This is a genomic window from Pantoea sp. X-Soil-MYKO-1785 (genome assembly GCF_059730675.1).
The window spans coordinates 3,810,778-3,823,136 of sequence record NZ_AP036000.1; the positions used below are offsets into that span (position 1 = coordinate 3,810,778).

14 protein-coding genes are annotated in these 12,359 nt (G+C 56.6%); 6 read left to right on the plus strand and 8 right to left on the minus strand.

Annotated elements, in window-relative coordinates; translation table 11 throughout:
• Nucleotide 1 precedes the first annotated feature (1 nt).
• A complete protein-coding gene (gene tauA / locus AC6I8D_RS18135) occupies nucleotides 2–982 on the minus strand; it encodes a taurine ABC transporter substrate-binding protein (RefSeq protein ID WP_497820550.1) in 981 nt (326 codons plus the stop codon).
• A gap of 237 nt (nucleotides 983–1,219) precedes the next feature.
• Here tauA and AC6I8D_RS18140 point away from each other — a divergent pair, with 237 nt between their 5' ends.
• Nucleotides 1,220–2,200: a LacI family DNA-binding transcriptional regulator gene (locus AC6I8D_RS18140; protein WP_312054404.1), complete on the plus strand. Its 981-nt coding sequence runs from the start codon at nucleotides 1,220–1,222 to the stop codon at nucleotides 2,198–2,200.
• 1 nt (nucleotide 2,201) lies between these two features.
• On the opposite strand, the gene AC6I8D_RS18145 is transcribed toward AC6I8D_RS18140, so the two are convergent.
• Nucleotides 2,202–2,804 carry a LysE family translocator gene (locus AC6I8D_RS18145; RefSeq protein ID WP_312054402.1) on the minus strand — a complete coding sequence of 201 codons (603 nt, stop codon included), beginning with the start codon at nucleotides 2,802–2,804 and terminating at the stop codon, nucleotides 2,202–2,204.
• Between the two features lie 60 nt (nucleotides 2,805–2,864).
• Between AC6I8D_RS18145 and AC6I8D_RS18150 the strand changes: the two genes are divergently transcribed.
• The 3 genes from AC6I8D_RS18150 to AC6I8D_RS18160 all read left to right on the plus strand — a co-directional run bounded on the left by AC6I8D_RS18150 (nucleotide 2,865) and on the right by AC6I8D_RS18160 (nucleotide 5,035).
• The gene (locus tag AC6I8D_RS18150; RefSeq protein WP_312054401.1) at nucleotides 2,865–3,881 is read left to right on the plus strand and encodes a hydrolase; all 1,017 of its coding nucleotides are present in this window, start codon (nucleotides 2,865–2,867) and stop codon (nucleotides 3,879–3,881) included.
• A 4-nt stretch (nucleotides 3,882–3,885) separates the two neighbouring features.
• Nucleotides 3,886–4,104, plus strand: coding sequence for a YheU family protein (locus AC6I8D_RS18155; protein WP_094120254.1), 219 nt, complete (start codon nucleotides 3,886–3,888; stop codon nucleotides 4,102–4,104).
• 61 nt (nucleotides 4,105–4,165) lie between these two features.
• Nucleotides 4,166–5,035 carry a phosphoribulokinase gene (locus AC6I8D_RS18160; RefSeq protein WP_312054399.1) on the plus strand — a complete coding sequence of 290 codons (870 nt, stop codon included), beginning with the start codon at nucleotides 4,166–4,168 and terminating at the stop codon, nucleotides 5,033–5,035.
• Nucleotides 5,036–5,511: 476 nt separating this feature from the next.
• On the opposite strand, the gene AC6I8D_RS18165 is transcribed toward AC6I8D_RS18160, so the two are convergent.
• Nucleotides 5,512–5,916, minus strand: coding sequence for an OsmC family protein (locus AC6I8D_RS18165; protein ID WP_031376804.1), 405 nt, complete (start codon nucleotides 5,914–5,916; stop codon nucleotides 5,512–5,514).
• 303 nt (nucleotides 5,917–6,219) lie between these two features.
• Here AC6I8D_RS18165 and crp point away from each other — a divergent pair, with 303 nt between their 5' ends.
• Complete coding sequence (gene crp, locus AC6I8D_RS18170) at nucleotides 6,220–6,852, plus strand: cAMP-activated global transcriptional regulator CRP (protein WP_000242758.1); 633 nt, start codon at nucleotides 6,220–6,222, stop codon at nucleotides 6,850–6,852.
• A 57-nt stretch (nucleotides 6,853–6,909) separates the two neighbouring features.
• On the plus strand, nucleotides 6,910–8,985 hold the full coding sequence (locus AC6I8D_RS18175; protein ID WP_312054397.1) for a YccS/YhfK family putative transporter: 2,076 nt from the start codon (nucleotides 6,910–6,912) through the stop codon (nucleotides 8,983–8,985).
• 1 nt (nucleotide 8,986) lies between these two features.
• On the opposite strand, the gene argD is transcribed toward AC6I8D_RS18175, so the two are convergent.
• The 5 genes from argD to ppiA all read right to left on the minus strand — a co-directional run bounded on the left by argD (nucleotide 8,987) and on the right by ppiA (nucleotide 12,331).
• Nucleotides 8,987–10,207 (minus strand): bifunctional acetylornithine/succinyldiaminopimelate transaminase, encoded by a 1,221-nt coding sequence (gene argD / locus AC6I8D_RS18180; RefSeq protein ID WP_312758900.1) that lies wholly within the window; start codon nucleotides 10,205–10,207, stop codon nucleotides 8,987–8,989.
• 81 nt (nucleotides 10,208–10,288) lie between these two features.
• Complete coding sequence (locus AC6I8D_RS18185) at nucleotides 10,289–10,864, minus strand: aminodeoxychorismate/anthranilate synthase component II (RefSeq protein WP_312054393.1); 576 nt, start codon at nucleotides 10,862–10,864, stop codon at nucleotides 10,289–10,291.
• Nucleotides 10,865–10,905: 41 nt separating this feature from the next.
• A complete protein-coding gene (locus AC6I8D_RS18190) occupies nucleotides 10,906–11,499 on the minus strand; it encodes a putative adenosine monophosphate-protein transferase Fic (RefSeq protein WP_312054392.1) in 594 nt (197 codons plus the stop codon).
• The gene (gene ficA / locus AC6I8D_RS18195) at nucleotides 11,489–11,659 is read right to left on the minus strand and encodes a FicA/YhfG family antitoxin (protein ID WP_312054390.1); all 171 of its coding nucleotides are present in this window, start codon (nucleotides 11,657–11,659) and stop codon (nucleotides 11,489–11,491) included. Before ficA ends, AC6I8D_RS18190 begins: the two co-directional genes overlap by 11 nt.
• A gap of 99 nt (nucleotides 11,660–11,758) precedes the next feature.
• Nucleotides 11,759–12,331, minus strand: coding sequence for a peptidylprolyl isomerase A (gene ppiA / locus AC6I8D_RS18200; protein ID WP_031376799.1), 573 nt, complete (start codon nucleotides 12,329–12,331; stop codon nucleotides 11,759–11,761).
• Nucleotides 12,332–12,359: the final 28 nt, after the last annotated feature.

Below are 12,359 nucleotides of genomic sequence, written 5' to 3' on the forward strand. Positions count from 1 at the left end.
CTTAAGGTTTGGCTAACGGCTCGACAAAGCGGGAGGTTACGTAACTGCTGTAATCGTTATCCGCCTGCGGCACTCTGCCCTGCGCTTTCAGAAACTGAGCGGTGTCGACAATCGCCTTGTTCACCGGCTTGCCCAGCTGTTCAATCTGCTGTTGCGCCGTCAGGTAGGTATTGCCTTTTACCAGGCCGGGCACCTGCGCTTCCGGTACGCCGCTCAGGCGCGACAGCTTGCTGAGATTGTCGGGCTGCTTCAGCCAGCTATCAGGATTGTCGAGATAGGATTGCTGCGCGGCCAGTGCGCTGCGGGCAAAGGCGGTGACGATCTCCGGATGCTGCCGGGCAAAGTCTTTGCGCACCACCCAGACGTCGAGAGTCGGCGATCCCCAGCTTCCCACCTGTGCAGAGTCGGTTAACACCTTGCCGTTTTTCTCCAGCTCATTGACCGCAGGTGCCCAGACGTATGCACCGTCAATGTCGCCACGCTGCCAGGCAGCGATAATTGCCGGCGGCTGCAGATTGACCAGCTGCACCTGTGACGGCTGGATGCCCCAGTGTTTCAGCGCCGCCAGCAGACTGTAATGGGTGGTTGAGATGAACGGCACGGCGATGCGCTTACCAATCAGATCCTGCGGTGTGGTGATGTTCTTCTTCACCACTAATGCTTCGGAGTTACCGAGCCGGGAGGCCAGCAAAAACGCTTCGATGGGCAGTTTCTGCGCTGCGGCGACCGCTAACGGGCTGGAGCCGATATTGCCGATTTGTACGTCGCCCGATGCCAGCGCACGCAGTACACTGGCACCGCTGTCAAACTTACGCCAGTCGACGCTGGCGCCACTCTGTTTGGCGAAACTGTTGTCCGCCTGCGCCACCTTAGCCGGCTCGGCAGAAGTCTGATACGCCACGGTGACATTGACCGCGTCCGCCCGGAAGGCCAGCAGCGCCAGGGCTGCGGCTAAAAACGTTAAACGTGCTGTGACTGCCATGATTGCTACCCCACCCTTTTTATGATGGCAGCAGTGTCTCTGGCGGCATTAATTTCACCAAGGAATTAAAAATTATCCCTAATAGAAATAAGTTCTTAGATCACTATCTGCAAAACTAAGCTAAAAATCGCAAATGCTGAAAAACCGCGCCAGCATAAAAAATGTCAGGCGCTCACATTCGGCCTGTGCTATTGATATGCGTTCCGGTTTATTGCTTGTAAAAGGTCTTTGTGTTCGATGTCGATTGAGAAAGTCGCTCAGCTGGCTGGCGTCTCTAAAGCCACGGTGTCGCGGGTTCTCAACGCCCATCCCGGCGTCAAACCCGATACGCGTGAGAAAGTGCTGTCGGCTATCGCCGCCTGTGACTACCAGCCCAACTTATTAGCCCGACAGCTGCGCACGGCGCAAAGCCACATGCTGCTGGTGCTGATTTCAGACATCACCAACCCTTTCTGCTCGCGGGTGGTACAGGGGATTGAGGCGGAGGCTGAACTGCACGGTTATCACATCCTGCTGTGCCACTCCGCTTCGCAGTTACAGCGTGAAGCCGCCTATCTCACGCTGCTGACCGGCAAAGTGGTAGATGGGGTGATCACCATGGATGCGGCGTCGGGACTGCAGGATTTGCAGCATATCATCGCAGGCGCGCCGTGGGTCCAGTGCTCGGAATTCGATCCGGCCATCCCGGCCTCTTCGGTCACTATTGATCATCTCGACGCGGCGCGCGATACCGTGCACTACCTCGCCGGCAAAGGCCGCAAACGCATCGGGCTGGTTAACGGGGATATGCGTTACCTCTACTCGCACCATCGCGAACAGGGCTACCAACAGGCAATAAACGCGCTGGGACTGGACTGGTCAGGTGTCGCCTACGCCAGCGATATCTCCACTGAAGCGGGCAGCCAGGCATTGCAGCAATTGCTGGCGATGCCGCAACCGCCGGATGCGATCTTTGCCGTATCGGATGTGCTGGCTGTGGGGGTGATTCATGCCGCGCTGCAAGCGGGGCTGCGCGTGCCGGAAGATCTGGCGGTGGTCGGTTTTGACGGCATTCCATTCACCGGTAGCCTTAACCCGCCGCTGACCACCATCGAACAGCCGATGTATCAGCTCGGGGCGCGCAGCGTGCAGCTATTGTTGCAGAAAATTCGTCAGCCGCACGCGCCGGTGATCCGTGAAGTCCTGCCGTGGAAGCGCGTTGAACGCGCCTCCAGTTAACTCAGTGCCAGATCAACAGTACGCAGGCTGCCGTCAGCAGCCCCATAGCGAGATTAAAGATTTTCCAGGCGCGACGGCTGCGTAAAATGCGGCCAATCATTGCGCCGAATCCCATCCAGATCAGGCCGGACACCAGATTGACGATAAACATGCCGAGACTGATCGCCATCACTGATTGTCGATAGGCGTCGCCCGCCAGGCTAAAGCTGGCGACCGCCCCTAGCGCCATCAGCCAGGCTTTGGGATTGATCAGCTGCAACAACCCGCCCTGCCAGAACGGCATGGGCGACTCTGCTACCCGGTCGGTTTCCAGCTTTTCGTAGCTGGCGGTGGCAATTTTCCATGCCAGCCACAGCAGGTAGAGGCTGCCGGCAATTTTCAGCACCAGATGCAGCGAAGGATAGAGCAGAATCAGTCCACCAACGCCAAACGCCACCATCAGCAGCATCACCTGCATGCCGATCATGATGCCAATCATCAGGGGAAGGGTCCGCACAAAGCCAAAATTGGCGCCGCCCGCGGTAAGTAACATATTATTAGGGCCTGGCGTGATTGCGGCGACCCATAGAAATCCCAACATCGATAAGAAAAGACTCAGTTCCATGGCAATCGGGTGCTCCTCACCCCCAGCAAGCAAAAAACCTATCGAAGCTAACAGTGTGATATGGAACAGACAAGCTTTTACAACATGAAATTTAGCGGGCCGGAAGCCGGGGATTTTACGCCGCTGGCCGGCATGCGTAATGCCCATCTGCAAACGGTGCTGCCACGCCTGCTGCGGCGGCAGATCAACCTCGATCCCTGGTGGCAGCGTCTCGATCTGCCCGATGGCGATTTTGTCGATCTCGCCTGGAGTGAAGATCCGCAGCTGGCGCAGCACAAACCGCGGGTGGTGTTGTTTCACGGACTGGAGGGCAGTTTCCACAGTCCCTATATTCACGGCCTGATGGCGATCTGTCGCGCACGCGGCTGGCTGGCGGTGGTGATGCATTTTCGCGGATGTAGCGGCGAACCTAACCGGCTGAACCGCATCTATCACTCCGGCGAAACCGAAGATGCGCGCTATTTTTTGCACTGGTTGCAAACCCGCTGGGGCCGGGTACCGACCGTGGCGGTGGGTTTTTCGCTGGGCGGCAACATGCTGGGCTGCCTGCTGGGCCAGCAGGGATCCGCTGTGCCGGTTGATGCGGGCGTCATCGTCTCCGCGCCGCTGCTGCTGGCGCCGTGCAGCCTCAAGCTGGAGCGCGGCTTTTCACGCTTTTATCAATACTATTTACTGGCGCAGCTGAAGAAGAATGCCCGGCGCAAACTGCACGCCTGGCCGGAAACGTTGCCGGTGAACCTGGCGCAGCTTAAAGCGCTACGCCGGCTGCGCGACTTTGATGACGCAATCACCGCCCGCGCCCACGGTTTCAGCGATGCGGCTGACTATTATCAGCGCGCCAGCGCCCTGCCATGGCTGAAACAGGTCGATAAGCCGCTGCTGATCATTCATGCCAAAGATGACCCGTTCATGAGTGATGAAGTGATACCGCACAGCAGCCAATTATCTGCCACTATTACTTATCAACTGACGCCGCACGGCGGTCACGTTGGCTTTGTCGGCGGGACGTTGCGCCAGCCCGAAATGTGGCTTGAACAGCGCATACCCCAGTGGATTGCCCCTTTTCTGGAAACCTAACGTTGTGATTATTCCCTGGCAACAGGTCTCACCTGAGACGCTTGAAAATCTGATTGAAACTTTCGTACTGCGTGAAGGCACCGACTACGGCGAGCAGGAACGCAGCCTGAACGAAAAAGTGGCTGACGTGCGCCGCCAGCTGGAAACCGGCGAAGTAGTGCTGGTGTGGTCGGAACTGCATGAATCGGTCAATATCATGCCGCGCAAAGAATTTCGCGGCTGATGCAGCCAGCGGCAATTCATGTTAACAATGCGCATGACCCGATTTCACAGGGAGCTTTTTTATGTCAGCACGCCATCCGATAATCGCCGTCACCGGTTCCAGCGGCGCGGGGACCACCACCACCAGTCTCGCGTTCCGTAAAATTTTTCAGCAGCTTGATCTGCACGCTGCCGAACTGGAAGGCGACAGTTTCCACCGCTTCACCCGGCCTGAAATGGATATGGCGATCCGCAAGGCGCGCGATTTAGGCCGTCATGTCAGCTATTTCGGTCCGGAAGCCAATGACTTTGGCTTACTGGAGCAGAGCTTCAGGCAGTATGGGCTCGACGGCCAGGGCCAGTCGCGTAAGTACCTGCATACCTATGATGAAGCGGTGCCGTGGAATCAGGTGCCGGGCACCTTTACGCCGTGGCAGCCGCTGCCGCAAAACACCGATATCCTGTTTTACGAAGGACTGCACGGTGGCGTAGTGACCGCCCAGCATAACGTGGCGGAACATGTCGACCTGCTGGTAGGCGTGGTGCCGATTGTTAACCTCGAGTGGATTCAGAAGCTGGTGCGTGACACCAGCGAACGCGGCCATTCGCGTGAAGCAGTAATGGATTCGGTGGTGCGTTCAATGGAAGATTACATTAATTTCATTACGCCACAGTTCTCGCGCACCCACCTGAACTTCCAGCGGGTGCCGACGGTCGACACTTCGAATCCGTTTGCCGCCCGCGCGATTCCGTCACTGGATGAGAGCTTCGTGGTGATCCATTTTCAGGCGCTGGACGATATCGACTTTCCTTATCTGCTGGCGATGCTGCAGGGATCGTTCATTTCGCATATCAATACGCTGGTGGTGCCGGGCGGGAAAATGGGGCTGGCGATGGAGCTGATCATGGGTCCGCTGGTGAAGCGGCTGGTGGAAGGCAAGCGGATAGAGTAAGAGGCCAGCAAAAACCGCTCTGAGAGCAGATGTCTTTAACAAAGATAGTAAAACTGGCTTTCCTGCGGCTAAAGACTTACCCCTGGGCAGGCTTCAGGGAGCATACACCTTTCGCAAAGACGCAAAACCGCTATCCCTGGCAGGCTCAGCGCGGGCCATCCCTGGCCCGCGATGCTTTGCTACAGGCATATGCTCCCTTCGCTTCACGTCCGACAACCGCATCCGGTTTCAGGAAGGTCGCTACAGACAAACCCTGGGCAGAAAGAATCTGGCAGCAATAGATAAGTTCAACACGCAGGGAACCGGGTCAGAAGAGGAAAGCGTCCCGCGCCAGGGACGGCGCGGGTCGAGCGGCCAGGGATTGGCTTAAGCGACTTTCCGATCTGACCCGGTTCCCTGCCCAGGCACAGTCTTAAATCAACCTGCATCAGATACTGGAAGTGAAGTTAGCAGGTCTGCAATGACCCTTGCGGCTATTACAGTTCGATCACTTCATAGCTGTGGGTGATGGTGACGCCTTTACCCAGCATGATAGCGACCGAGCAATATTTTTCAGCAGAAAGATCCACCGCGCGTGAGACCGCCTTATCCTGTAGCGCTTTGCCGCTCACGATAAAGTGCAGGTTGATGTGCGTAAAGATTCGCGGCGCTTCTTCACGACGTTCTGAGGTCAGTTTCACTTCACAATCAGCCACATCGTTGCGACCTTTTTGCAGAATTGAAACCACGTCGATGGCGCTGCATCCGCCTGCCGCCATCAGCACCATCTCCATTGGGCTGGGCGCTTTATCACCCGAATTGCCATCCATTAACACCTGATGACCGGATGACGACTCACCGAGGAATGTCAGTCCTTCTACCCATTTCACTCTTGCCTGCATGATTTTCGCTCCAGAATATGCGGTTTTGCCGTCAGAGTACGCTTTCGCCTGGTAAACAGCAATCCAGAGAAATCCGCTGTTAGCTGAAGCGAGACAACAGAAGACAGTCGGCAAAAGCTGTGCTACAAACAGTGCTGAAAATATTTTTCGTCACCTGATGGCGAAGCCGGGAAGAATGATGCGCACTGCGCCGAATGCAGCCCGAATAATTTCCTGTAAGGGAAACGCTTGAAGCTTTCATCGCCTGACAGGGAAAACTGCCCCCTGTATTTTGGGCACGATTACAACAGAGGATAATAGCGAATGGTTCTCGGCAAACCGCAAACAGACCCTACACTCGAATGGTTCCTGTCCCATTGCCATATTCACAAGTATCCATCCAAAAGTACGCTGATTCATCAAGGTGAAAAAGCTGAAACGCTTTACTACATCGTGAAAGGTTCCGTTGCGGTTCTGATCAAAGATGAAGAAGGCAAAGAGATGATTCTTTCTTACCTGAATCAGGGCGATTTCATTGGCGAGCTTGGCCTGTTCGAAGAAGGTCAGGAGCGCAGCGCCTGGGTACGTGCGAAAACCGCGTGCGAAGTGGCGGAGATTTCCTACAAGAAATTCCGTCAGCTGATCCAGGTTAACCCGGATATCCTGATGCGACTGTCGTCGCAGATGGCGCGTCGCCTGCAGGTTACGTCTGAAAAAGTGGGTAACCTCGCTTTCCTCGACGTGACCGGACGCATTGCTCAGACTCTGCTTAACCTGGCGAAGCAGCCAGACGCCATGACGCATCCCGACGGCATGCAAATTAAAATTACTCGTCAGGAAATTGGCCAAATCGTTGGTTGTTCACGTGAAACCGTGGGCCGTATTTTGAAGATGCTGGAAGATCAGAATCTGATCTCTGCACACGGCAAAACCATCGTCGTTTACGGCACCCGCTAATTCCTGTCACCCACGGCGTGATGGCAACATCGCGCCGTTATTGTTTGTGTTGGGCCGATGTGGCGTCGAATTATTTACCATCCTGAAGTCAACTACGCCTTGCGGCAAACCCTGGTGCTCTGTCTGCCCGTGGCGCTGGGCTGGCTGGCTGGCGACCTGCAAAAAGGTCTGCTGTTCTCGTTAGTTCCCGCCTGTTGCAATATCGCCGGTCTGGATACCCCGCATAAACGCTTCTTCAAACGCCTGATTGTCGGCGGCAGCCTGTTTGCGCTCGGCAGCTTCCTGATTCAGTGGCTGACGCAGCACGCCATTCCGCTGCCGCTGATTCTGTTCGCCTTGCCGTTGCTGCTGGGGGTCACCGGCGAAATCAGTCCGCTACACGGCCGCCTGCTGCCCGGCACCCTGATCGCCGCCATCTTCACGCTGAGCCTGATTGGCCGTATGCCGATCTATGTGCCGCCGCTGCTCTATATCGGCGGCACGCTATGGTATGGGCTGTTTAACTGGTTCTGGTTCTGGCTGTGGAAAGAGCAGCCGATGCGTGAAAGCCTGAGCCTGATCTACCGCGAACTGGCCAACTATTGCGATGCCAAATATACCCTGCTGACCCAGCTGACCGACCCGGAAAAGGCCCTGCCGCCGCTGCTGGCGCGCCAGCAGAAAGTGGTCGATATGATCACCACCTGTTACCAGCAGATGCACATGCTTTCCGCCAGCCGGGATCACAGCCATAAGCGGCTGACCCGCGCCTTTCAGGTGGCGCTGGACCTGCAGGAACACATCTCGGTCAGCCTGCATCAGCCGGAAGAGGTGCAGAAACTGGTGGAGCAGAGCCATGCCGAAGCGGTGATCCGCTGGAATGCCCAGACTATTTCGGCCCGCTTACGGGTGCTGGCGGATAACATTCTCTATCACCAGTTGCCGGATCGTTTTGGCATGGAGAAGCAGCTCAGCGCGCTGGAAAAAATTGCCCGTCAGCATCCTGATAATCCGGTGGGGAATTTCTGCCTCTATCACTTCAATCGTATTGCGCGGGTGCTTCGCACCCAAAAGCCGCTCTATCAACGTGACCTGATGGCCGATCGCCAGCGCCGTCTGCCGCTTTTGCCGGCGCTGCGCAGCTACCTGTCGTGGCGTTCATCGGCGCTGCGCACCGCCGGTCGCTTTGCGGTGATGCTGATGCTGGGCAGCGCGCTGGCGCTGTTTTTCAACATTCCTAAGCCGTACTGGATTCTGATGACCATTATGTTCGTCAGCCAGAACGGCTACGGTGCCACCCGCGTCCGCATCCAGCACCGGGCGCTGGGCACGTTTGCCGGTCTGGTGATTGCGGCTGCCACCTTACGCCTGGCGGTGCCGGAGTCGCTGGTGCTGCTGATCATGCTGCTGATCACCTTTATCAGCTACCGGTTTACCCGCCAGTTTTACGGCTGGTCGATGATTGGTTTTACGGTGACGGCGGTCTACTCGCTGCAGCTGCTGTCGCTGAACGGGGCGCAGTTCCTGCTGCCACGCCTGATGGATACGCTGATGGGTTGCCTGATCGCCTTTGGCGGAATGCTGTGGCTGTGGCCGCAGTGGCAGAGCGGCTTACTGCGGCAGAACGCCCACGACGCACTGGAAACCTATCAGGATGCGCTACGGCTGCTGCTGGGGGCGGAACAGTCGCCGGAGAAACTGGCGTACCAGCGGATACGGGTCAATCAGGCGCACAATGCGCTGTTTAACTCCCTGAACCAGGCGATGCAGGAACCGGCTTTCAACGCTCAGTACCTCAAAGATATGCGTCTGTGGGTCACCCACAGCCAGTTTATTGTTGAGCACATCAATGCAATGACGATTCTGGCGCGCGAACACACCATGCTGACCGCCTCGTTAGCTGAGCGCTATCTGCAGTCCTGCGAAATTGCGCTGCAACGTTGTCAGCAGCGGCTGGAATATGACGGTGCCAGTTCGCAGGTTAACCTGCTGGATGAGGTAGAAAATATTAATGAAGGGCCGGTGACAGTCGTCGAACAGCATGTGCGCCGTATTCTGGATCATCTGAGCGTGATGCACACCATTTCTTCTCTGGCGTGGAGCCAGCGACCGCAACATGGCCGCTGGCTGATCAGACGGTTACGCAAAAACTAAATCAGCCGCTAATCACCTTGCCGACGGCGGCGGCGAAGCGGCGCATGCCCTCTTCGATGTCGGCGGGTTCGATGATCAGCGAAGGTGCAAAACGCATCACGTCGGTGCCGGCCACCAGCACCATTACCCCTTCTGCGGCTGCCGCATTGAGGATATCGCGCGCCTTGCCGCTATGCTGAGGCTTCAGCGCCGCGCCAATCAGCAGGCCTTTGCCGCGAATATCACTGAACAGATCGTACTTCGCATCAATCGCCTGCAGCGCGCTGACAAATTGCTGACGCCGGACGCTAACGCCTTCCAGCACCGCCGGGGTATTGATAATGTCCAGCGCGGTCTCGGCAATGGCGCAGGCCAGCGGATTGCCGCCGTAGGTGGTGCCGTGCACGCCAGGCGCCATGGTAGAGGCGATCTCATGGGTGGTCAGCATGGCGCTGACCGGGAAACCGCCGCCCAGTGCTTTGGCCGAGGTCAGAATATCGGGCTGCACGCCATAGTGCTCATAAGCAAACAGCTTGCCGCTGCGTCCCATACCGCTCTGGACTTCATCCAGCACCAGCAGCGCCTGATATTGATCGCACAGTTCACGCAGCCCATGCATAAATTCTTCGGTTGCGGGCACCACGCCGCCCTCGCCCTGAATCGGCTCAACCACGATAGCGCAGGTGTGATCGTCGATAACCGCCTTAACCGCAGCCAAATCATTGAACGGCACGTGGACGATATCGGCCGGTTTGGGGCCAAAGCCATCAGAATATTTTGGCTGTCCGCCAACTGTTACGGTAAACAGCGTCCGGCCGTGGAAAGCGTTGTGGAAGGCGATAATCTTACTTTTGAACGGACTGTGACGTTTGCAGGCGTAATAGCGTGCCAGCTTAAACGCCGCCTCATTCGCTTCTGCACCGGAGTTGGCGAAAAACACCCGCTCAGCAAAGGTGGCGCTGATTAACTTGCTGGCGAGACGCAGCGCCGGTTCGTTGGTGAAGACGTTACTGGTATGCCACAGCGTTTCGCCCTGGCTTTTCAGCGTTTCCACCAGCGCAGGATGGCAATGGCCGAGCGCGGTCACGGCGATGCCGCCCGAAAAGTCGATATACTCTTTGCCCTGCTGATCCCAGACGCGGCTGCCCTTGCCTTTCACCGGCACGAACTGCGCTGGTGCATAAACAGGCAAAATAACGTTATCGAACGTTTCCCGTGTGACCGCAATTTTTTCGGCTGCCATTAGTGACCCCATTTGAATGATCGTTGTACTGCCGTGAAATAATAATCACAAAATATGCATAAAAAATCACTTAAAGGCAAACTATTGCGACAGGAAGTTGCGCAGCAGCTGGTGTCCCTGCTCGCTGAGAATGCTTTCAGGATGGAATTGCACCCCTTCCAGCGCCAGAGTTTTATGGCGGATCCCCATGATTTCGTCGGGTTGACCGTCACGCAGGCTCCAGGCGGTGACTTCAAAGGCGTCAGGCAGCGTATCGCGTTTTACGATCAATGAATGGTAACGGGTGACGGTAAGTGGATTATTCAGCTGGCGGAACACGCCGCTGTTGCTGTGCTGAATCAGCGAGGTTTTACCGTGCATCACCTGACGGGCGCGCACCACCTCGCCGCCCCACGCCTGAGCAATCGCCTGATGTCCGAGGCAAACGCCCAGCACCGGCAAACGTCCGGCAAAGTGGCGAATCGCCGCCAGTGAAATACCGGATTCGTTGGGAGTACAGGGTCCCGGGGAGATCACCAGATGGGTCAGCGGCAGCGCATCCATTTGCTGCAGGGTGATGGCATCGTTGCGCACCACCCGAACCTGCGCGCCCAGCTCGCAGAAATATTGATAAAGATTCCAGCTAAAGGAGTCGTAGTTGTCGATCAGCAGCAGCATGACTAATCCAGAGTGGTTAACAGCGCCGCTATTCTACGCGGTTACGTCGGCTCGCTCACCACTTTCGCAAATACCTGCTCCAGCGGCTGCAGGTCGCCGGCAACGCCTGCCTGATTCGCCGCCCGCCAGCTTTCGGCATCGGTCGCCTCCCATGCCAGCAGATAACCAGCATGCAGCGCCAGCTGCTCGAAAAAGATGCGTTGCGCCCGGCCATTTCCTTCCCGGAAAGGATGCAGCACGTTGATTTCACAGTAGTAGTGGGCGATACGCTGTACAAAGGCATCACGCGGCAGGTCGGCGAGGCCGTTTTCCTCTTCCAGCGCCGCCATCAGCGCATTGCCCTCTTTTTCGATATATTCGAAATGGCAGAACGGCGTCTCGTCGCGCCAGATATCGATGGTGCGCAGCTCACCGGCCCAGCTGTAAACATCCTGGAACAGGGTACGATGAATCAGCCGCAGCCACGGCAAGCCGGCATTACGCGGGCCCAACTCCAGCGTCGCCAGACGAGCCGCACTGAAGCTCAGTTCCGCTTTACGCAGCTGGACAGCGTCGTGAATATCGAGCAGGTTCTTCAGCACGTTGTCGTTATGCCACAGGTAGGGATCCTGGCTGACCGCGATATTAGAGACCATATTGCCTCCTCAGCGAAGCCAGTCGTGCCGCCGCCTCGTCGCCTTTTACCGCAGATTCATTGTGACTGAAGCCTTCCAGCCGACAGCTGGCCTGATAGCTGGCGCTGCGCCGCTGTTGCCACAATGTGGCCTTTTGTTTCTCGGTGAGTTTGTTCGCCATGCCGCCTCCTGCTCAGGTTTTTGCCCTAAGTATAAGAGCATTTTCTGGCTTTGCCGGAGTGGGGAAAGCGCCGCCATCGACAGATGACGGCCTGAAGCGTTAAGGCAGAACTTTAGCGGAGAGGATAACTACCGGTTTAGACGGGACATTCTGGTAAGGACCGACATCTTTGGTCGGTACCTGAGAAATTTTTTCAGCCACATCCTGACCTTTCACAATCTTACCGAATACCGCATAGCCAAAATCACGCTGGCCATGGTCGAGGAACGCGTTATCGGCCACGTTGAGGAAGAACTGGCTGGTGGCGCTGTCTTTATCAGCGGTGCGGGCCATTGAGATGGTACCGCGCAGGTTACGCAGGCCGTTATCCGCCTCATTTTTGATCGGCGCATTGGTCTGCTTCTGCTGCATGTCGGTGGTAAAGCCGCCGCCCTGCACCATAAAGCCTGGGATCACGCGATGAAAAATGGTGTTGTTGTAGAAGCCACTGTTGACGTAATCAACAAAGTTTTTCACCGAGACCGGCGCTTTTTGGTCATTCAGTTCGAGTTCGATATTGCCGGCGGAGGTGGTGAGCAGAACATGAGTATCGCCTTTTGCGGCCAGGGCCGAGGCAGAAACAGATGAGAGCGCTAACAGGGTAATCGCCGCTGTTAAAGTACGTTTAAACATGAAAGATTCCTTACCTTGGAGAGCTAGC

Bases quoted from the DNA above. Each gene is read 5' to 3' on its own strand.
- tauA (WP_497820550.1), bottom strand. From the start codon at position 982: ATGGCAGTCACAGCACGTTTAACGTTTTTAGCCGCAGCCCTGGCGCTG.
- AC6I8D_RS18140 (WP_312054404.1), top strand. From the start codon at position 1,220: ATGTCGATTGAGAAAGTCGCTCAGCTGGCTGGCGTCTCTAAAGCCACG.
- AC6I8D_RS18145 (WP_312054402.1), bottom strand. From the start codon at position 2,804: ATGGAACTGAGTCTTTTCTTATCGATGTTGGGATTTCTATGGGTCGCC.
- AC6I8D_RS18150 (WP_312054401.1), top strand. From the start codon at position 2,865: ATGGAACAGACAAGCTTTTACAACATGAAATTTAGCGGGCCGGAAGCC.
- AC6I8D_RS18160 (WP_312054399.1), top strand. From the start codon at position 4,166: ATGTCAGCACGCCATCCGATAATCGCCGTCACCGGTTCCAGCGGCGCG.
- AC6I8D_RS18165 (WP_031376804.1), bottom strand. From the start codon at position 5,916: ATGCAGGCAAGAGTGAAATGGGTAGAAGGACTGACATTCCTCGGTGAG.
- crp (WP_000242758.1), top strand. From the start codon at position 6,220: ATGGTTCTCGGCAAACCGCAAACAGACCCTACACTCGAATGGTTCCTG.
- AC6I8D_RS18175 (WP_312054397.1), top strand. From the start codon at position 6,910: ATGTGGCGTCGAATTATTTACCATCCTGAAGTCAACTACGCCTTGCGG.
- argD (WP_312758900.1), bottom strand. From the start codon at position 10,207: ATGGCAGCCGAAAAAATTGCGGTCACACGGGAAACGTTCGATAACGTT.
- AC6I8D_RS18185 (WP_312054393.1), bottom strand. From the start codon at position 10,864: ATGCTGCTGCTGATCGACAACTACGACTCCTTTAGCTGGAATCTTTAT.
- AC6I8D_RS18190 (WP_312054392.1), bottom strand. From the start codon at position 11,499: ATGGTCTCTAATATCGCGGTCAGCCAGGATCCCTACCTGTGGCATAAC.
- ficA (WP_312054390.1), bottom strand. From the start codon at position 11,659: ATGGCGAACAAACTCACCGAGAAACAAAAGGCCACATTGTGGCAACAG.
- ppiA (WP_031376799.1), bottom strand. From the start codon at position 12,331: ATGTTTAAACGTACTTTAACAGCGGCGATTACCCTGTTAGCGCTCTCA.